The sequence below is a fragment of the Mangrovimonas xylaniphaga genome, assembly GCF_001280435.1.
Lineage (GTDB): Bacteria > Bacteroidota > Bacteroidia > Flavobacteriales > Flavobacteriaceae > Mangrovimonas_A > Mangrovimonas_A xylaniphaga.
The window spans coordinates 1-19,947 of record NZ_LBIP01000030.1; the positions used below are offsets into that span (position 1 = coordinate 1).

28 protein-coding genes are annotated in these 19,947 nt (G+C 31.7%); all 28 read left to right on the plus strand.

Annotation, left to right across the window (positions count from 1 at the left end; genetic code table 11):
- Positions 1–166 precede the first annotated feature (166 nt).
- The 28 genes from ZA06_RS16420 (at position 167) to ZA06_RS16555 (ending at position 19,620) form a co-directional block, all read left to right on the plus strand.
- Positions 167–733: a hypothetical protein gene (locus tag ZA06_RS16420; RefSeq protein ID WP_053978586.1), complete on the plus strand. Its 567-nt coding sequence runs from the start codon at positions 167–169 to the stop codon at positions 731–733.
- Between the two features lie 140 nt (positions 734–873).
- Complete coding sequence (locus ZA06_RS16425) at positions 874–1,263, plus strand: hypothetical protein (protein ID WP_205625725.1); 390 nt, start codon at positions 874–876, stop codon at positions 1,261–1,263.
- Positions 1,264–1,412: 149 nt separating this feature from the next.
- Entirely contained in the window at positions 1,413–2,195 is a 783-nt protein-coding gene (locus ZA06_RS16430; protein ID WP_053978588.1) for a hypothetical protein, read from the plus strand.
- A 154-nt stretch (positions 2,196–2,349) separates the two neighbouring features.
- Complete coding sequence (locus ZA06_RS16435) at positions 2,350–3,243, plus strand: DUF6882 domain-containing protein (RefSeq protein ID WP_053978589.1); 894 nt, start codon at positions 2,350–2,352, stop codon at positions 3,241–3,243.
- A gap of 248 nt (positions 3,244–3,491) precedes the next feature.
- Entirely contained in the window at positions 3,492–3,989 is a 498-nt protein-coding gene (locus ZA06_RS16440; RefSeq protein ID WP_053978590.1) for a hypothetical protein, read from the plus strand.
- 152 nt (positions 3,990–4,141) lie between these two features.
- A complete protein-coding gene (locus ZA06_RS16445; RefSeq protein ID WP_053978591.1) occupies positions 4,142–4,678 on the plus strand; it encodes a hypothetical protein in 537 nt (178 codons plus the stop codon).
- A 181-nt stretch (positions 4,679–4,859) separates the two neighbouring features.
- The gene (locus tag ZA06_RS16450; RefSeq protein WP_157503315.1) at positions 4,860–5,393 is read left to right on the plus strand and encodes a hypothetical protein; all 534 of its coding nucleotides are present in this window, start codon (positions 4,860–4,862) and stop codon (positions 5,391–5,393) included.
- Positions 5,394–5,521: 128 nt separating this feature from the next.
- A complete protein-coding gene (locus tag ZA06_RS16455) occupies positions 5,522–5,842 on the plus strand; it encodes an immunity protein Imm33 domain-containing protein (protein WP_053978593.1) in 321 nt (106 codons plus the stop codon).
- Between the two features lie 153 nt (positions 5,843–5,995).
- Positions 5,996–6,553: a hypothetical protein gene (locus ZA06_RS16460; RefSeq protein ID WP_053978594.1), complete on the plus strand. Its 558-nt coding sequence runs from the start codon at positions 5,996–5,998 to the stop codon at positions 6,551–6,553.
- Between the two features lie 136 nt (positions 6,554–6,689).
- A complete protein-coding gene (locus tag ZA06_RS16465; protein ID WP_053978595.1) occupies positions 6,690–7,199 on the plus strand; it encodes a hypothetical protein in 510 nt (169 codons plus the stop codon).
- A gap of 250 nt (positions 7,200–7,449) precedes the next feature.
- On the plus strand, positions 7,450–7,932 hold the full coding sequence (locus ZA06_RS16470) for a hypothetical protein (RefSeq protein WP_053978596.1): 483 nt from the start codon (positions 7,450–7,452) through the stop codon (positions 7,930–7,932).
- Positions 7,933–8,083: 151 nt separating this feature from the next.
- Complete coding sequence (locus ZA06_RS16475; RefSeq protein ID WP_157503317.1) at positions 8,084–8,578, plus strand: hypothetical protein; 495 nt, start codon at positions 8,084–8,086, stop codon at positions 8,576–8,578.
- Positions 8,579–8,908: 330 nt separating this feature from the next.
- On the plus strand, positions 8,909–9,436 hold the full coding sequence (locus ZA06_RS16480; protein ID WP_157503319.1) for a hypothetical protein: 528 nt from the start codon (positions 8,909–8,911) through the stop codon (positions 9,434–9,436).
- Positions 9,437–9,593: 157 nt separating this feature from the next.
- Positions 9,594–10,025 carry a hypothetical protein gene (locus ZA06_RS16485; RefSeq protein WP_053978599.1) on the plus strand — a complete coding sequence of 144 codons (432 nt, stop codon included), beginning with the start codon at positions 9,594–9,596 and terminating at the stop codon, positions 10,023–10,025.
- A gap of 145 nt (positions 10,026–10,170) precedes the next feature.
- Entirely contained in the window at positions 10,171–10,626 is a 456-nt protein-coding gene (locus tag ZA06_RS16490) for a DUF4348 domain-containing protein (RefSeq protein WP_157503321.1), read from the plus strand.
- A gap of 171 nt (positions 10,627–10,797) precedes the next feature.
- Positions 10,798–11,403 (plus strand): tetratricopeptide repeat protein, encoded by a 606-nt coding sequence (locus ZA06_RS16495; protein WP_053978601.1) that lies wholly within the window; start codon positions 10,798–10,800, stop codon positions 11,401–11,403.
- 128 nt (positions 11,404–11,531) lie between these two features.
- Positions 11,532–12,029, plus strand: a complete 498-nt coding sequence (locus ZA06_RS16500) for a hypothetical protein (protein ID WP_053978602.1) — start codon at positions 11,532–11,534, stop codon at positions 12,027–12,029.
- 148 nt (positions 12,030–12,177) lie between these two features.
- On the plus strand, positions 12,178–12,642 hold the full coding sequence (locus ZA06_RS16505) for a hypothetical protein (RefSeq protein WP_157503323.1): 465 nt from the start codon (positions 12,178–12,180) through the stop codon (positions 12,640–12,642).
- A gap of 161 nt (positions 12,643–12,803) precedes the next feature.
- Positions 12,804–13,256 carry a hypothetical protein gene (locus tag ZA06_RS16510; RefSeq protein ID WP_053978604.1) on the plus strand — a complete coding sequence of 151 codons (453 nt, stop codon included), beginning with the start codon at positions 12,804–12,806 and terminating at the stop codon, positions 13,254–13,256.
- 148 nt (positions 13,257–13,404) lie between these two features.
- Positions 13,405–13,845 (plus strand): hypothetical protein, encoded by a 441-nt coding sequence (locus ZA06_RS16515; protein ID WP_053978605.1) that lies wholly within the window; start codon positions 13,405–13,407, stop codon positions 13,843–13,845.
- 152 nt (positions 13,846–13,997) lie between these two features.
- On the plus strand, positions 13,998–14,582 hold the full coding sequence (locus ZA06_RS16520; protein ID WP_053978606.1) for a hypothetical protein: 585 nt from the start codon (positions 13,998–14,000) through the stop codon (positions 14,580–14,582).
- Positions 14,583–14,749: 167 nt separating this feature from the next.
- A complete protein-coding gene (locus tag ZA06_RS16525; RefSeq protein WP_157503325.1) occupies positions 14,750–15,202 on the plus strand; it encodes a hypothetical protein in 453 nt (150 codons plus the stop codon).
- Positions 15,203–15,364: 162 nt separating this feature from the next.
- The gene (locus ZA06_RS17115; protein WP_053978608.1) at positions 15,365–16,189 is read left to right on the plus strand and encodes a DUF6090 family protein; all 825 of its coding nucleotides are present in this window, start codon (positions 15,365–15,367) and stop codon (positions 16,187–16,189) included.
- A gap of 190 nt (positions 16,190–16,379) precedes the next feature.
- The gene (locus ZA06_RS16535; RefSeq protein WP_053978609.1) at positions 16,380–17,210 is read left to right on the plus strand and encodes a hypothetical protein; all 831 of its coding nucleotides are present in this window, start codon (positions 16,380–16,382) and stop codon (positions 17,208–17,210) included.
- A 143-nt stretch (positions 17,211–17,353) separates the two neighbouring features.
- Positions 17,354–18,070: a tetratricopeptide repeat protein gene (locus ZA06_RS16540; protein ID WP_053978610.1), complete on the plus strand. Its 717-nt coding sequence runs from the start codon at positions 17,354–17,356 to the stop codon at positions 18,068–18,070.
- Positions 18,071–18,339: 269 nt separating this feature from the next.
- Positions 18,340–18,657 (plus strand): DUF6966 domain-containing protein, encoded by a 318-nt coding sequence (locus ZA06_RS16545; protein ID WP_053978611.1) that lies wholly within the window; start codon positions 18,340–18,342, stop codon positions 18,655–18,657.
- Positions 18,657–18,923 carry a hypothetical protein gene (locus ZA06_RS16550; protein ID WP_053978612.1) on the plus strand — a complete coding sequence of 89 codons (267 nt, stop codon included), beginning with the start codon at positions 18,657–18,659 and terminating at the stop codon, positions 18,921–18,923. Before ZA06_RS16545 ends, ZA06_RS16550 begins: the two co-directional genes overlap by 1 nt.
- A gap of 274 nt (positions 18,924–19,197) precedes the next feature.
- Positions 19,198–19,620: a hypothetical protein gene (locus tag ZA06_RS16555; protein ID WP_157503327.1), complete on the plus strand. Its 423-nt coding sequence runs from the start codon at positions 19,198–19,200 to the stop codon at positions 19,618–19,620.
- Positions 19,621–19,947 lie beyond the last annotated feature (327 nt).

The window sequence follows — 19,947 nt, forward strand, 5'->3', positions numbered from 1 at the left end:
CAAAAAATAAAAAAACGATTTGCCAACAATGTGTAAAAACCATTGCTTCGGACATTTCCTTCGGAAAGTCCTCTTTCTATATTAATTTTGTTTCTTTTTTCTCTCATAATTTCTTAATTTCCCGCAATGGATTCTTACACGAACCGTTAGGCTTTATTTGAGAAAAATGACCGTACCTAAATTTCTATTTCATTATTACGAACTTGACAACGGACCATTCCGAAATATAACCGAATATGGATTTGAAGAAGCTGAAAGTATTCAAAATCAAATATTAGAAGGGTTTAATAGCAAAAGACCTAACAACTATATCGATTTGAGATTTTCATTAGAAAAAAGAATTAAGGAACAATTCATTTTAAAAGGTGGAAAACCTAATAGAAATGACCCTTTTTATTTTACTTTAGGAGAATGTAATTGGGCAAAATCTTGGTATGTAAATCCTGGTGTGATAAAAATACCTTTAACTGATTTTAGACCTGACCAAATTAGCTTTACTTATCCTGACAGTATGATTTCATTTCAATTTTATGACGAACCAAAACTTGAGACATACCGAAAGAATTGTAACGGACAAGTTTTCTTGTTGAGTGAAATAAGTAATCTGATTAATGAGTACGGATTGCCTACTGACGAGAAATCTCAAACTGTGGAAAGTTCAAAATATGATAAATATATAGAAGCTCAAGTTTGGGATGCGGAAATAATAAATGAATATAAAAACAAAGCCTAACAACGTGTAAAAATAATTGCTTGGTCTGTGCCTACTCGGAAAATCCTGCGGATTTTCCTCTGGTTCGTTCCTTTTTTGGTAAGTTAGTTGCTTGCACACGCAACTATCCTTACACAAACCGTTGGCATTAATTATGTAAAATGAAATATTTATTGAATTTCAAATCTCTGTTACAATTGATAATTTCAATTACATTATTAATGAGTTGTAATTCCCAAAAAAAAGAAAAACTAAAAACTAACATAATATATAATGAATCAGGAACTCTGATTTCATTTCATATTGAAGACCATAGAAATTTCCTGTATTTGGATAAGAAAAATTCTGCTAAAATTTTGTTCTTTGAAGCTACAAACTTAAGTATTCAAGGTGCAGGAATTAATCTGATAAGAACAAATAACAATGAATTTCACTTGGAAATAACTCCAAAAAAGGAAAATCTTAATAATGAAAGTAGATTACCAATCAAAATAAGATTTGAAAAAGATGGAAAGTCAGAAACAGTTGATTTTTCGATTAAAGTAAAATAAAACTAATGCCAACACCATGTATAATTCATTGCTTCCGATTTTCCTCACGGAAAATCCTCGCAATTTTGCTAACTTAGTTTCTTAAACCTGAAAATCCTGAGGATTTTCACGCAACGAAACTATACACAAACCGTTGGCAACCATACAAAATGAAAAGACTACTATACATATTTCCCATTCTAATGGCCTCTTGTGGTCAGACAACAAATGAGCCTCAAAAACAAATATCTGCAATAAATAAGGAACAAATAAAAGCAAGTGAGAGACCTTTAGAAAAGAATACAATAACGTTTCAAGAACTTAACGGTAGGGCTGTTCTGATTGGGGAAAAAATTAATGTTCTAAATGATGAACTTAAAGCAATAACAACACTCAATGAAAGTTCAATTGTTGACTTAACAGGCTTTTCAGATAGTCTATACCAAAAAACGGATGATTATTGTGAGGCATTTCGATATGTAAAAATTAACACTGACACACAAAAAGGAATAGTTGACGGACGAAATGTCTACCAATTAACAGAGTCCCAACAAGACACTTCCTTCTTTTACAAAGACAAGAATTTTGAGATCAAAACCACATCTTTCTTTGGAATAGGTTTTGACGATGATGAAGGACTGACATTTTGTAGTAAGTACTATGAACCTGTCGTAATTATCAATAAAGACATTAATCAACCTAGTCTGATTGAGATTATCGAAAACGACATTTCGAAAAAAGCTTCTTGGAAGGATAATTTTAGATATTTGGAACTAATGGCGAATGATGGCGCCTTGGACAAGATTGAAAAAATTGAACAAACTCAAAGTGGAATTATTTTGACAATTAAAAGAGAATTTCAAGAAGGTTGGAATGAGTATCAAGTCGAAATAAAATTGATCGAAGAAAGATATCAAGCTGAATACTTAAATTACGGTGAAATAAAATATTAAAATACGGTTGCCAACACAGTGTATAATTCATTGCTTCTGATTTTCCTCACGGAAAATCCTCGCAAGTTTGCTATCCTAGTTTCTTTACACGAAAATCCTAGCGGATTTTCACGCAACGAAACTATACACCAACCGTTGTAGCTAATTACACGAAATGCACAAATCAACCTTGACAATAATATTAACCATGTTTTCATTCTTTTCCAAAGGTCAATCCGACCTAGAAGCTAAATTTTCAGAAGCCAACTCTGATATTAGTTTAAGAAATATGTATCAAAGAATAGTTTGGAATATGCAACCGACAAATGAATACTTGTTTGACCAAACTAAAGGAGAAGTTAAATATAATGTCGAAGAAAAAGGTTTTGAAGTAATTGCAAAACCTAAAATTTTGGGAACATTCAATCTTGATGACAAAACATTTTTATGGGCGGACAAAAACCCATCAATAAGAAAAAATCTAAATGACAAAGTAGATTCGTTTAGAAGAACATTACCGAAAAAATATCAAAAGGATAAATTCAAATCTTCAACTGAATTCAATACAAATTTGTTGTCCCTTTTTAGCTATCAATTGAATTCAAATGGTTTTGATTCGAAACGTCAAGACAATGCAATTATATATTACTCTCTTTTAAACATTAAAATATTCAAAGACGGAATTGAAATTTCGGTAATTGAACCAAAAAATCATACAATTCCAATACAAGACACACAAAATATCGAACTGATAAAGAAATTCCACAAAGAAAAACTTGAAATAAACAAAGGGTATAATGAAGGTAAGATTAGTTCAGACCAAGCTTTTGAGAAAATTAAAACTGTTCATCTAAAATATTGGCTAAACGAAGATTCATACTTTTTTCCTTCTTTGTCTTGGCCTTGTGATTTTGATGAAAAGTCAATTCTAGAGTGGAAAGAATTCAAAATCGATGACAATAGATTTTTTGTAATGTACACGACTGATTTAGGATGGACAACTGAATCTTATGCTTATGAAATTGATTCAGATGCAAATGGAGATAAAATAATAATAAACGAATATTAAAAATAACTAGCTACAACAACGTGTATAATTCATTGCTTCCGATTTTCCTCACGGAAAATCCTCGCAACTTTGCTATCTTAGTTTCTTAAACCTGAAAATCCTGTGGATTTTCACGCAACGAAACTATACACAAACCGTTGGCAAACATTCCCAATATCACGAAAACGAGATTAATTTCGTTGGCTAACGTGCAAATTTTGTGGAATTTTATAAACTAAAAATTTGACGTTAGTCAGAATTTATAAAAAATGAAATACTACTTTCTTTTAGCAACTATACTTTTTGTTCAAATTTCTTTTAGCCAAGACATTCCATCGGAATTAAAAAAGTATAACAAAGGAATAGATGTTACTCATTCAAAAGATACTATTTATGCTGAGTTATATAAAGGCAACAAAGCTAACCGCAAAAAATATCTATGGAGATATAAAACATCCGTGAAAGCAGAAAACAAAGAATTAAAAATAATTGAGTTTGGCGGCTATAATAAAATTGACAGTATTTGGGTGTCAACTACAATTTACGATAGACCTTTTAACAATTCTGAATTTGCTAAATGGTATGGTTGCGAAAATGGAATCTTAACAATCGGTAAAGTTTTTACCGATAAGAATAATTGGACTACAAGTGATTATTTAGATGGACAAACTAAAACTGGTATCTGGTATTACATCGGGATTGATTCTAAAGGCGAAAAATTTATCGGATTTAAGGAATATGTATTGGTGGGGAAACTAAATGAATAAAAACGTTTGCCAACACCGTGTATAATTCATTGCTTCTGATTTTCCTCACGGAAAATCCTCGCAATTTTGCTACCTTAGTTTCTTAACTCTGAAAATCCTGCGGATTTTCACGCAACGAAACTATACACAAACCGTTGTGTAGCATTAAAAAAATGAAGAAACTGATTTCATATTACCTCCTTACTTCGTCCTTTGGACTCCTCATGTCATGCGGTCAATCTAATGACGGTTCAAAAGATATTACAACTGACAATAATAGTTCAGTTAAATCGGACGTGATAATCCCAATTGACACAGTAATAGAGAATCGATTCGCCTATCTCAAGGAAATTAAAAATTTGAATTCTGACATATTTATAAAAGCGGACTATGTAGATTACTTAACAGGACAAGAAGCCGCAGATGCTGAATGGAGGGATGAAGCTTATTTCATAGACGGCAAAGATACCATTACTAATATTACTGACGGCTATTACATTTCAAATGTGAATCCAAAACTTAGAACTTTTAAACTGAAAGATAAGATGTCAGTTGAGCACATAATTGACGATGACGGAGTACAAGAAATGACGAAACCAAAAAAAATTAATTTGCAACAAATCGAAACCTATATTAAAAATGAAACTCTATTGTTTCTTTATGTAAAAAACGGAATTATAGTACGAATTGATGAACGATTCATGCCATAACAAAGAAAAAACGCCACACAACAACGTGTATAATTCATTGCTTCTGATTTTCCTCACGGAAAATCCTCGCAACTTTGCTATCTTAGTTTCTTAACCCGAAAATCCTGCGGATTTTCACGCAACGAAACTATACACAAACCGTTGTGTGCAAGCAAATATGACTCAATTCGAAATCAATAAAATGCAAACTGACCAAAGACTCAAACTAAAATTTTGGGACTGTTTAAATCATTTCGGAATTGTAATTGCTTTTTCAGTTCTTCCGATTATGTCAATTTGGTTCATAATTCAGGAATTCCTAGGAAATGGGAATGGAATTAGAACAATTTCGGACTTTTTAAAAATTGGCATAATTGGATTGATTATTTGCATTATTTTCTTCATAATCCAATACCGGAGATTGCGTTTTAAAACATTTGAAATAAACCTTTCGAAAGAGATAATATATGATGCATTGACCAAAACAGCTAAAGAATTGAATTGGAATTTTGTCTACGGAACTGATAATATTGCTGTAGCTAAAAGAAAAGGCGGATTTACAACTGGGAGTTGGGGTGAACAAATAACTGTGATTTTTGATAACAATCAAGTATTGATTAACAGCATATGCGACCCAGATAGAAGGAGCTCAATTGCCTCATTCGGACGAAATAAACAGAACGTGCTTACTCTTGTTGAGAATTTGAAAAAAGCCAGCACACAACAACGGCTATAATCCATAGCTAACATCCTACTCTATCCAAAAAACATTAACTTTAACCAGCTACAATTCCTACTCTGAAAAATCTCCGATTTTTCCTCGCAACGGAATTATAGCCTAACCGTTGTATACCATTAAAAACTATGTTCAAAGATTTTTTCAAAAAGAAACATAAATTTCTATTCAACGAAAGTGAGAATGTCGCTTGCATTGTATGCGACCATGTTCTTAACAGAACTCGTGATATTTTGTTTGTAACCCATGATTTGGATGACGGGCAATGGAGTTTTTTATGCGGTGGTGAGGACCATGAAATGAGAAATTACAAACTGATATCGTTAAAACAAGTAATCGAAATCGATGAAAGTGTTAATGATTTGTATGAAATGCCATTAGGATTCGGAGCGGACCGAAAAAAGATTGGAGCTAAATGGGAACCTTTTAAACAACCTGAAGTTGAATAAAAAACGGTATACAACATTATATAACCGCAATTACGGCGGATTCGACTACGTCCGAATCCACGCGGAATTGCTAACGACAGTGTTAAACCGTATAATAAAGTAACCTAAACCGATAACTGACGGTTATACGAACCGTTGGCTATAATGTCTTGAATGAAAAACTTCAAAATTAAAATACTTGACCAATATTGGATTGACAAAAACCCAAACAATAAAACTGATTTATGTTCCCATGGATTAATTCAGCTTGAAATTGGAGAAACAATAATTATAGATGAGCTAGATAATGACTGGACATTAAATACAGCTGGTTTAATGTTGCTAAGGACAATAAATAACTCACACGATACAAATAGTTCATTTCCTATAATTCAACATTGCGGACAACTTGCAATGCTAGGTTGTCCAATTTCAGTTGATTGGCAAGTATCACATAAAAATGGTAATGTGGTTATTTCTGACCCTAGAAAATTACTTACTACTGACAGTAAAGATCTAATTAATTACTCTATAGGACAAGTAAATGTTGAACGCAAAACTTATATTAGAGAAATTGTCAGGTTTTGTGACGAAATCAAACGATTTTTTAAAGATAAAAATAGAGACTTTACAGACGAGTATTATAAGTCTGAATGGTCAGGCTTTTGGCAAGAGTTTGATGATCTCTTAGAAAAGCACAGAATTGAACTTAAAAACAAATCAACACTATAGCCAACACAGTGTATAATTCATTGCTTCTGATTTTCCTCACGGAAAATCCTCGCAACTTTATTATCTTAGTTTCTTAACACGAAAATCCTGCGGATTTTCACGCAACGAAACTATACACAAACCGTTGTAGCACATTATGAAATACACCCAGTATAGAGAAGACGGAAGGACAATTGTTGTTCAAGGTATCAAGTGGGTAAGTGTTGAGTCGTTTCCAATTACCGATGACTTGAAAATAAATGGTAATGGCTTCGTTGAGAGCCTAAAATCGAAAGAATTTTATTATTACAAAAATCGTGACACCACCAATCCTGTTAAGCCTGTAATTACTACGTTTCACGGACCATATTTGATTGAGGATATAACGATTAAGGATTACATCATAATTGACGATACTAAAGCAAAGGAACTTTTCAATGAAACATTAAAAGACCCTTTGTTTTTGGACGAACAAATACTCGATTTAGATTTTCGTTTTGAGGCAAGTCGACTATTTAATTCGGCACTCGAAAATTGCATTAAAATTTATTGGTTAAACAAAAAATTTACTTTCAACGATAGATTTAATTCGATGTATAACTATTGGGCGGAATTCATTGTAATCGGAGAAAATGATTTAAAACTAATAAGCATTGGAGAGGACTAACGTGCTACAACAACGTGTATAGTTCATTGCTTCTGATTTTCCTAAACGGAAAATCCTTGCGCTGAACAATCGCCAAGTTTTATTTGCTAAATTAGTGACCAGACCAACGCAACAAACCATACACAAACCGTTGTAGCACATTCCCAATATCACGAAAACGAGATTAATTTCTTTAGCTAACGTGCAATTTTGAGGGATTTTATAAATTAAAAAATTGACGTTAGTCAGAATTACAAAAAGCTCCATCAAAATGATTTTGAAACTACCCATCTTTGTGATTTTTTTATTTCTAACATTTACAAAATCAAGTGAATTAATTACAAATCAACGGACTGATTATGAACTAAACTTAGAGTCCGCTTCAAAATATTACTTAAAGAAAAATAATATCCCGGACTCAGTTTTGATAAAACTTGTTCCTACTAACTATGAGGAATTTAAAATCTATTATGAGACTACTGGACCTGATCACAACCTAGGGAAAACTGACTTTTTCTATGAAACTACTCAACTGATTTTTGACAAAGTTACTATCAATAAAGACTGGGACTTTTATATTCCAAGTCTGGATTTAGCAAGTTTCGCAGATGGTGAATATGCAGAAGGTTTTATAGAAAATCTCAAAATGATAATCGAATTGGATAAGCAAAAATTTTGCAATGTCATAAATGAAATTAAGTTAAGAGATCGCAATCCGATAAAATACTATGCCGAATTACATAGGTGTAAATAAAAACGTGCTACAACACCATGTATAATTCATTGCTTCCGATTTTCCTCACGGAAAATCCTCGCAATTTTGCTAACTTAGTTTCTTAACTCGAAAATCCTGCGGATTTTCACGCAACGAAACTATACACAAACCGTTGGGCATAATTAAACAAATGAAACGTATAACTCTGTATTTAAGCCTATTTCTTCCAATACTCTGTTTCTCGCAAGATTACATCTTATCCAACGAGAAATCAATTTTTGAGTTTGAGACAATTAAAGGCAAACGTCTAGTTATTGCTCTAGATTCACATGAAGAATATTTAGTTTATAGGTATGGGACAAACAATAATCTCGAATTTGAGTTCCCAAAAAATTTGTCGAATAGCTGGGACGAATTTCAATTCTCTTGGTATTTAAGAGGAGGTGGATTTCAAAACGAAGGACTTGATATAAACTATCTATACTTTAACAACGGAAATTACAGATATGTTGTTTTTCAAGAGTATTCTGCACATTCACAAAAGACTGATTACGGGATTAAAGTGATAAATCTTATAACTGAAAAAGAATCAGTTATACTTGCCGACCCAAAAACTGTAAAAGGGAGTCTTACAGATTTCCGCGACATGGAATTAATTAAAGAAGGAGACGAACTATTTGATTAAGAATAATAAAAAACTATGCCCAACACAGTGTATAATTCATTGCTTCTGATTTTCCTCACGGAAAATCCTCGCAACTTTACTATCTTAGTTTCTTAACTCTGAAAATCCTGCGGATTTTCACGCAACGAAACTATACACAAACCGTTGTACAACATACCCAAAATGAACAAACTGCTAACAATTTCGCTTCTGATTTTCTTATTTCTGTCTTGTAAAAACGTCAAGAAATCTGAATTGGAATTTTATATAGAAACTCAAACTTCATTTTTCGGATTAAATCACTCGGATTGGACAAAAAGTAAATGGATAAGGAAACCCGAAAATCTAAAAATGATTCACGAATCATTTAAGAAATTTGGTTACGAAAAACTTGAAAGCGGAATTTATAAAAGTGAGAATTTATTCATAGCTAATGGAATTTATATAAAACGGAATTTCGAGAATTTAATGGACAGTTTGGAATTGACTTATAACAAACCTGAAATACAAACCAAATATTACTCTGAATTCTGGAATCGCAGAAAAGTGGAGAAAAATGACTCGATCGTTTACGAAATAATCCGAGAATATAACTCATTCAAATCGGACAAAAAACGACTGAATTATGAAAATCAGTTTGTAAATGATACCTTGGTTGACTTATTGAAAATTGAATTTGAGAATGACAATCTGGATTCGGAAAAAGCGAAATCAGATTTTTATACATTAAAGAAATACGGACTTCATCAATCAGCTTATAATCTACTTTATGAACGAGCAGAATATTCTGAATTAGAATTAGACCGAGAAAAATTAAAAAAGGAATTAACAAAAGCAACAGAATTTACTTATCCTTGGTTAATCGATACGGAAAAGTAAGTACGTTGTACAACACAGTGTAAACGCAATAACGGCGGAATTTTCTACCGAAAATTTCGCCTTTTAACTAACTTGGTTGCGTCAGCGGAAAATACTCACGTATTTTCCCATTACTGACGCTTACACAAAACCGTTGTATGCAAGCGCTTAACTAAAAATGACTAAAAGAAAAGTTTTAGCCTATATACTAACAATTGTTTTAGCACTTGGATTAGCAGTTTTTATCTACTATCTGATTTCACTCAAAAGATTTTATGATGTAAGAGAATCTCTCAATAAGAATTCTTTTGACTTTGTAATTTCAGACGACTTACAAAAAGATAAAATAGATGTTTACTGGTCAACTGATTATAAACATTTGAAAAAAATTATTTCAAGCGGTAAGCAAACTGGTTTGAAATACAAAGAATATGGAAAAAACACTTTCATTGTAACTTATGATCAAGACACAGTTGGTAGATTTGGATATTTTAAGTTTAATAACTGGCATAGTCATCAGCACATTGTAAAATTGACAAAAACTGACCATTCAATTATTGATTTTAAAGTTGAGATTTATGGCCCTGATGCAAAAAATAAAATAAAATAAAGCCTGCATACAACACAGTGTATAATTCATTGCTTCTGATTTTCCTCGCGGAAAATCCTCGCAATTTTGCTACCTTAGTTTCTTAACACGAAAATCCTGCGGATTTTCACGCAACGAAACTATACACAAACCGTTGCCTACAATTATGAAACATTACATTCTCGCCATATTCACATTTGTTATAATAAGCTGTAAACAATACAGTAATGAAAACAAAGTTGTAGGTTTAACTCAAGTAGAAACAAATATTCCAGCCAATGTTGATTCTGACTTTAGATTATTCCTCGATTTTTTTAATAAAGATTCTATATTTCAATTAAACAGAATTGACTTTCCCATAAAAGTAAAGGATTTTCAAAAAGTAGAATTTGAACTAAATGAAAGAGTAATTAATAAAATAGACTATAGCTTAAAAACTTTTCAAATAAACAAGACTTCTGACTTCGAAGACTTTGGAGAATATGAGCAAATCATAAAAATTGAAAATGAAAAAGCAATAATTGAGATCAGCGGAATAGGAAACGGAATAGCAATCGACTATGAATTTGCAAAAGTTAATGGAAAATGGAAGTTAATTACTTGGACAGACCAATCAACGTAAAACAAAAAAAACTGTAGGCAACACAGTGTATAATTCATTGCTTTCGATTTTCCTTTCGGAAAATCCTCGCAACTTTACTATCTTAGTTTCTTAACCCGAAAATCCTGCGGATTTTCACGCAACGAAACTATACACAAACCGTTGTACACAATTTAAATTAATCTCAATCAAATGAATCGACTTATAATATTCTTCCTATTTTCTATATCAATTGTTGGATGCAAAAACAAGACTTATAATGAAGAACAAGATAAAATTATAGACGGAGATTTTTATAAAAATAATGATGCTGCTGACCTAAATAAAAATGGAATTGATTTAAGTAAGAGCGGTGATTTAAAAAAAGGAAGAGAATCTTTTTTAAAAGCACTAGAGATAGAGCCTAACAACCCAACAACTTTAAGCAATTTAGGCTTAAATTACTATTTGACAGAGGACTACGATAACGCAATAAAATATTATAAAGAATCATATAAAACTTCTGATTCGACGTATCATATCGCAGCTGTAAATTTAGGGCTGACCTACTATTATAACGAAGAATTTGACAAAGGAATTGAAATAACAAACTATGTTATAAATAATGCTCAACACGATGAAGTTTTGTCTTCTGCTTATGTTCATAGAGCTTTAAACTTTCTGGGGAACAACAGATGTGATGATGCGCAAGCTGATTTAAATTACATTATCAAAAATTTTAAACGAGAGAACAATGTAGAATATCATATAAATGATTTAAAAAAAAGAATAAAAAACTGTGTACAACACCGGCTATAGTTCATTGCTTCTGACTTTCCTGTCGGAAAGTCCTCGCAAATTTGCTATCTTCGGTTTTCGGCGGAAAATCCTTGCGGATTTTCACGCAACGAAACCATAGCCAAACCGTTGTAGATAATTATAACTTTATGTCCAAAGATCATTTAACTGAAGAAAATCTACTGTTCTTAAATGAGTTTTACTCTTTGGTTAATGCATTTGATAACAAAAAAGAAATGGAGAGAAAGGCTAATATTAAGCTTAATTATCTAATACGAATTGCAGAATTTCTAGTTATTGCCAATCCTCAATCACAAACTAAAAAGCATAAAGAAAATCTTTTAAATTACTTAAAAGCGCTTCAGAATACTTTGAATGACAACGAATATTCAAAATCAAAGTACATAGGATTAAAACACACTAAGCTTTATCCAATTACTCAATGGATGAGAAAATACGGATTTCGAAGTTCATACGAATTGATAAATTTTAAAATTTATATTGGTCTTGTTTTCGATTTAATCTTTTGGGTTTTACTTTTAAAAGAACACTTTTATTTCGTTCCTATATTTACCTTATTGTTTGTCCTCAATGGATTTTGGAATTTAATGAAGGTAAAAAGAGAGAAAAAATTATTGAATTTATAAAAACTATCTACAACACCGTGTATAATTCATTGCTTCTGATTTTCCTCTCGGAAAATCCTCGCAACTTTACTATCTTAGTTTCTTAACACGAAAATCCTACGGATTTTCACGCAACGAAACTATACACAAACCGTTGGCGGTAATTCGAATGAAAAACTTAAAAATAATATCACTAACAATCCTTTTCTTCTCTTTATTAATTTCCTGTTCGACATACGGAAAACTAATTGAAATAGAAAAAACGGAATTTGGGACTGTGAAATATTATGTAGAAACTGATTTAAATAATAACCGAAAACAAAAAAGAATCATAGCAAAAGTTGACAATTCAGTCTATTACACGTTCTATCCAGACGATATTGTCAAACACACAAAAGAAAACAAAGCTTTAATTTACAAATTATTCCACGGAGAAACCCCAGAAGATTTTGATGACCCAATGTACTATCAAAAATTATCCAAATTGGACTCATTAATATTCTCAAGTTCTGACAAAATTTTAGACTCTCTGAAATGGAAAAACTTTAAAAGTTGGAAAGAAGCACCAGGATTCCGAATAGAGGTATGTTTTTATCACGGATTTCCGAAATATGAAAAATTCAAGCCCTATTAATTGGAAAAAACTACCGCCAACACAGTGTATAATTCATTGCTTCTGATTTTCCTCACGGAAAATCCTCGCAACTTTGCTATCTTAGTTTCTTAAACCTGAAAATCCTACGGATTTTCACCCAACGAAACTATACACAAACCGTTGTGTTTAATTAAAATTAAATGAAGAAAACACTAATTTTCACTTTTGGAATAGTTCTAATCAGTTGTGCGAATTCACAAAAAAAAGAGGATATTGCTATTAAAAGTGAAGAAGATATAGAAATTCCTTGCCCACTAACTTGGCAAGAATACAAACCAACAGAGGATGAATTAGAATTTGAAGTCAATAATGGAATAATAACAAAGAAACCAAATGATTCTACAATTCAACAAATAAGATTTGGACGGGTTTGGTTCGAAATGATTAATCCTATTAAACTTGATGGAGGAGCTGAAAAATGTTACTTAAAAAATTATAGAACTGATGGCTCCTTAGAGTCTGAGGGACATGGGATTTATTATGAGCATCCTGTGGCAGATTATTCAATGGATGGAGTTTGGAAGTTTTATAGTTGTGATGGAAATCTGAAAGAAGAAGTAAAATTCAAAAACGGACAAAAATTAAAAAACTAAACACAACACCGTGTATAATTCATTGCTTCCGATTTTCCTGACGGAAAATCCTCGCAACTTTACTACCTTAGTTTCTTAACACGAAAATCCTACGGATTTTCACGCAACGAAACTATACATAAACCGTTAGCACCAATTAACAAACAGAATGAAAAAAATACTCTCATCAATTTTAATTATTACCTGTATAAATTGTGTTTTAGGACAAGAAAAAGACACCTCATATGTTGGTAAATGGATAACGGAACCAAACGCAAATGGAATGATTAATTTGATTAATCTAAACGGGGATGGTTCTGGAATTGCAGGACCTGGATTTTATAAAAATGGAAAAATTGAATTATCTCGATTTATGAAATCTGACCTACAAGATTGGAAAATAGAAAAAGATACTTTGACTTTAATAACAAAACCTATTCCAAGAGGAAATAATAGAGAGCCAAAATCAATGACACTTATCTATATAATTTTAGAAAAGGAAAAAGATAAGTTTACAGCGTATTACTCTGATCCAGAGATGGACAAAATGATGGAAGAAGCTGGAGAAAAAGTTGAACCGATTAAATTGGAATTTAAAAAAACGGAATAAAAACTGGTGCTAACAATGTATAACCGCAATTACGGCGGATTCGACTACGTCCGAATCCACTCGGAATTGCTAACGTCAGTGCTAAACCAAAATTAAAGTATATTTAATCCGATAACTGACGGTTATACGGACCGTTGTAAGTCATTTGAAAAATGAACAAGACATTAAAATTCATATCATTAAGTTTAATTGGAATATTTATCCTTACTTCTTTCGGACTTCAAAACGAACCGAAAATACTTTTCCATAAAATAAGGTTTACTGCATCTTCTGTAAAATTAGAAAAATGGAATATTAAGGATACTATAGGAACTGAATTTGTAATGGAAACCATAGATGATTACGGAAGAACAAAAGAATTAAGGTTCTATAATTGGAAACATCAATTGGATTGGGCTGGCTCGGGATTTTATGGTGGACCAATAATAAAATACGATTACGAGAAAAATAAAATAATCGAAACGTTTTTTAGTTCTGACACAGAAATTGCAAATGACTTTAGCACATCAGAAGTTCCTTTTCGATTTATTTATTATCTCAATTCTCAAAATAATATTGAGCGGACTCAAATGAAATACAAAATGGATTTTAAGTGGACTAAAGAAAGTTTAGAAAAAACCATTAAACACTTGGAATTTTATAAACAATACGAATCCGAAGAAACTGATTTAGACCACGTTTTTGGTTATACTTATGCGTTTGCTAAAATGAATGGAATTGAACCTAAAACAAAATAAAAACGCCTTACAACACCATATAACCGCAATTACGGCGGATTCGACTACGTCCGAATCCACTCGGAATTGCTAACGCCAGTGCTAAACCGAAAAACAAAGTAAACTAAACCGATAACTGACGGTTATACGAACCGTTGTAAAACATTTAAGAAAAACCGAAATCTGAATTGAAAAAAGGAACTTTAATAATAATTTCGATTTTACTAATTATACTTTCCTTTTGGCTCGGAATGAAAGTTGAGCGTGAATTAGCAAGTTGGGACGAAATCGGAAAACCAGCATTCGAAAAGGAACAAATTTACTTCCCGAATAAAAAAACCTCTCTTTATCTGAAAAGCAAAAATTGGGGATTAACTGCTGACCACAAAATTTCTGTGATTTCGACAAAGTCAGACCTTGAATTTCAACCTGACTCAATATCCGAATACATTTTTCACGGATTTGGCGGAATAATATACAAAGTGGAAAATGATACTCTGAAAATCTACTCGCATCAAAAACCGAAAATTCCACCGAAATTTGAATCGGAAATAAACGTTGAATTAATAGAAGTTAGGAATAATGCGGAATGGAATAAAATGAAAGAACAGATTGACAAGAATTATCAAGAATTTGAATAAAAAACGTTTTACAACACCGTGTATAATTAATGGATGGTTCGAGCTTGCTTACGAAAATCCTCGCGGATTTTCTATTCGGTTTGTATTTGCTAAATTAGATACTTTAAAACGCCACTAATCATACACAAACCGTTGTGCTTCATTATGACCAACCAATAACCAATGATGAAATTCTTTAGAAAAATTAGACAAAACTTACTTTCCGAGAGAAAAACTGAGAAGTATTTAAAATACGCTCTAGGAGAAATTATACTTGTTGTCATTGGAATTTTAATAGCTCTACAAATCAATAACTGGAACGTCGAAAAAAATAGAAAAAATGCTGAAAAAGTTATTATTGAACAACTAATAGAAGATCTTAAAAAATCACAGACAGAACTAAAGAAGATCAAAGTGTCAATAGAAGAGCAAGCTAAAGCAAGTGCCAGGGTATGTCATGCTTTCTTTAAGAATGAGGTGCCAAATGACAGTATTTACATATATATGCGCATACCTCTAGGTACGGTAACATTTAGCCCAACGTTAGGAACTGCTCGATCCATCATTAATTCTGGCAATGTAACATTAATACAATCTAATGATTTAAAAAGTAAAATCACCGCTTATGTAGAAACAGTTGAATTCAAACTAAAGGACATAAGCCGCTATGAAGAAACCTATTTTAGAAATGGACAGATTGTACTAAAAGAAGTATTACAATTTACAAATTTAGTGCCTAAAGAATATTTATTTCATCAAACAAAAGGTGATACCCCCCTTGTTTCAGACACTTTAAAAACTGACGAATTAAGAGCTATACCATATGTGATAGAGAAAATACCATTTGAAACAGATTTGAAGGAAATATTTCAAAATTACAAAGTATTTTCAGCATACAATTCGTTTCTTATTGCGCATAGAAATAGTGCTAATAGATATAATGACATATTGGAAATCACAAACGAAATATTAGATAAACTTGAAGAAGAAAGAGCCAAAGGAGAATAAATTAATAACAAGTACTACTTCCAAAATCATAAAAGACCATAAAATAACGAAAGCACAACACCGTGTATAATTCATTGCTTCCGATTTTCCTCACGGAAAATCCTCGCAACTTTATTATCTTAGTTTCTTAACTCTGAAAATCCTGCGGATTTTCACGCAACGAAACTATACACAAACCGTTGCCAACAATATGAAAAAAACTCTCTTTCTAACATTATTACTGACTTTTTCAACTTTTGTCTACTCACAAAATTCAAAAGAAGAAACAAATGATTTTTTTGAACAAATTCAATCTCGAAAAATTATTGAGAATGTTTATAACAACATAAAAGAATCAATTAAAACAAATGAGAAAGAATTGTTTGAAAGTCAGGACTTGAAATATGAAAATGAAGAAGAAATCAAAATTTTCCATAATTTTCTTGATGAAGAAATAAATTTATTTGTGGACGACACTCACAACGAAATGATTTACAAATTTTCGACAAAACCAAAAGACAGTATTCTAAAATATATTTCTTTGGCAAAGGAAAATAAAAACGGAGTGTTGGAAAAATCAGGATTCAAAAAAGAATTAGAATCCATTCTTAAAGAAAAACAAAGCTATCTAATTAACGACATAAACTTAACACTTCGGGAAATAAGAGCTAAATACAATCCTTTAATCTTAAAAGTAATCGAGAACGGAAAAGAAACAGCTGCTTCTAAAATAGACCTGGAATTGTTTTTAAACACTAAAGATGAACAAAATTCAAAATTGTCAATCTTAAATAAGGATAATTCTGAAATAGAGTTACCTAAAAACTTTGATTTTGAATTGATAGAATCCTTAACTATTAAATACCTCGATAAGGAATATACTTTTGAACGATTTAATAAATCAATGCCAAAAGAAATACAGGAATTGACAAGCCCATTATCTAAATATTGTTTTGAGCAACTCGAAAAATGGACATTGATAATAGATGAAAATAATATAACATTGGAAACGAGAGGTTCAGTTGGACAAGAAAGGAAATAAATACTGTTGGCAACAATGTATAACCGCAATTACGGCGGATTCGACTACGTCCGAATCCACTCGGAATTGCTAACGCCTGTTCTAAACCGAAAAATAACACATATTAACCCGTAACTGACGGTTATACGAGACCGTTGTAAGTAATGCAAAAAACATTTTTTTACATATTTATTCTTTTGGTGTTGTTAAGCTTTTATGATTACACTTCGGCAGAAGAATATTATAATGAAGCCTTTGAATATGAAGAAACTGGCAACTTCAAAAAAGCTATTGAATCTCTTGATAAGGCAATTGATAAAAAGGCTAAATTTAGACCTGCACTTCTAAATAGAGGATATTACAAAACTAAAATCGGAGATATAAAAGGAGGAATAGATGACTACCTTAAACTTTTAAAATTCGATCCTGACAATACATTTGCGTTATGTAATATTGCTAATAATTATAGTATGTTGGAAAAACACGAAGATGCTATCCTTTTTTATTCAAAAGCCCTTCAAACAGAAGGTGCATTAAAAAGCTGGGCAAGTTCTAATGGTGGCCCTATAGCTTTTAATTTATTTGACTTAAAAAATTTTGATAGCGATACGGATTACTATGTTTTCGACTGTGAAATATATTTTGAAAGAGGTATGGAATATTTAATGACAAAGCAATATGACAATGCCATTTCTGATTTCGAAAAATCTTTAAAAGCCGATAACGCAAAAAGAGATAGTTATTTTCTGTTGGGCAAAGCTTTCATTGAAAAAAAAGACTCATTAAACGCCTGCAAAAATTTCAGATTATCAGCTAAATTAGGAGACAAAGAAGCTAAAGAAATTTTAAAAGAACATTGCATCAAAAAAGAAAAAACGTGAATTTTATTTTAAACATTTTTAAATGGATTTTAATAATCCTATTCTTCCCTCTTTCTTTAATATTCGTTGCTTACTATCGAAAAAAGAAAGAAAGGAAAGAATATTTTGACAAATAAAAAACTACTTACAACACAGTGTATAATTCATTGCTTCCGATTTTCCTCACGGAAAATCCTCGCAACTTTATTATCTTAGTTTCTTAACCCGAAAATCCTGCGGATTTTCACGCAACGAAACTATACACAAACCGTTAGGCACAATTAAGAAAAATGACTGGACTACAAGATAAATTAATCCAACAACTTGAATCTTTGATATCTCATTTGAACAAATATGATGAGAAAAATTGGTCATTAATATTTTCAAAAATTCAAAAATTGATTGATAACGGAGATAGACGCGGAATCGACTCGCTGAGAAATATGCGAGGTGGAATGGGGAGTTTTACAGATTTAATTATTTGTGAGATAAACGGACATCGGATTAATAAAAGTGAAGAGAATTTTGCCAATACGGAATTAATGAGATTAGGAAATCTTGTATTCACTACAGCAGACAAATTAAATCGAGAAATAAATAAAAACTAATGACTTTATCTGACCAAATACTTAACGACGGACTTGAGCTACATATGGAATTTGGGAAGAATTGGCTAACCGATATTGACGATAGACTCGCAAAAAAGCATCCTCATTTATCCAAATCTGACCTTAGAAATACAGACAGACTTTGTCGAAAAATTGCAAAATTTGCAAATGACTATGTGCGGAAAAACCCAGTAATAAAATTAGGAAAACCAACCTTTATAAATTCATCTGATTTCAAAACTCATCTATTAAATGAATATGACTGAATAAATAATGCAAACCTGAGTAAACTTTATAATCAAAGTTGTTATTATGCAATGAAATAAAAAACTGTGCCTAACACAGTATAAAAATAATGCGTAGTTTAGTACAAAACCTAAAGTTAGTGCATTTTTGGTCACTCTGATTTTCCTGCGGAAAATCCTCGGACACAAAACCGCACTATTCTTATACAAACCGTTGGCGTGCATTACCAAAATGAAGTATCAAAACCAAATACTATTTCTTATAACCCTATTGGCTGGACTTGTATCTATCAGCATGATAGATAAAGACAAAAATTTAAATCCGACTGGAACCTACGAACTAAACATTAAACAAGATTTGGATGATCAAGAGATTTATGGAAATTTTGGTAGAATACAAATTGAAAAATTACCTCAAAATAAAATAGTCATGACTTTTATGGTTAATAAAGGTGCTCCAAGCTATAATTCAGGCTCTTTTATAGACACCCTGGATTATTCAAACAATAGAACAATCTATAAAACTGACCTTGACCTAAGTTGCGAAATAACGTTTGACTTTTCCAATAAAGGTGTAAAAGTCTTTGAAAAAGCTGATGACTACAATTCTGGTTGTGGGTTTGGACATGGAGTTTTCGTAAATGATTTTTTTGAAAAAATCTCATCAGAAAAGCCCGAATTAAGAGATCCATTAACAAACAAAAAAATTAAAAAATAAAACGCACGCCAACACAGTGTATGATTAATTGCTTCCGATTTTCCTCACGGAAAATCCTCGCAACTTTGCTATCTTAGTTTCTTAACACGAAAATCCTGCGGATTTTCACGCAACGAAACAATACACAAACCGTTATGTCTCATTAAAAACCAACCAATATGAAAAGGGCATTTATAGTTTTTATATTAATGTTTATTTGTTTCCAATCCTACGGACAAAATCCTAGAGCAAGAGATTTAGGAATTCCTTTTGTAGGAATAACAGGTAAATTCAATGCTATCACAGATGTAAAAGGCGTTGAAGTTGGCTATAGTACAATTATTGAAG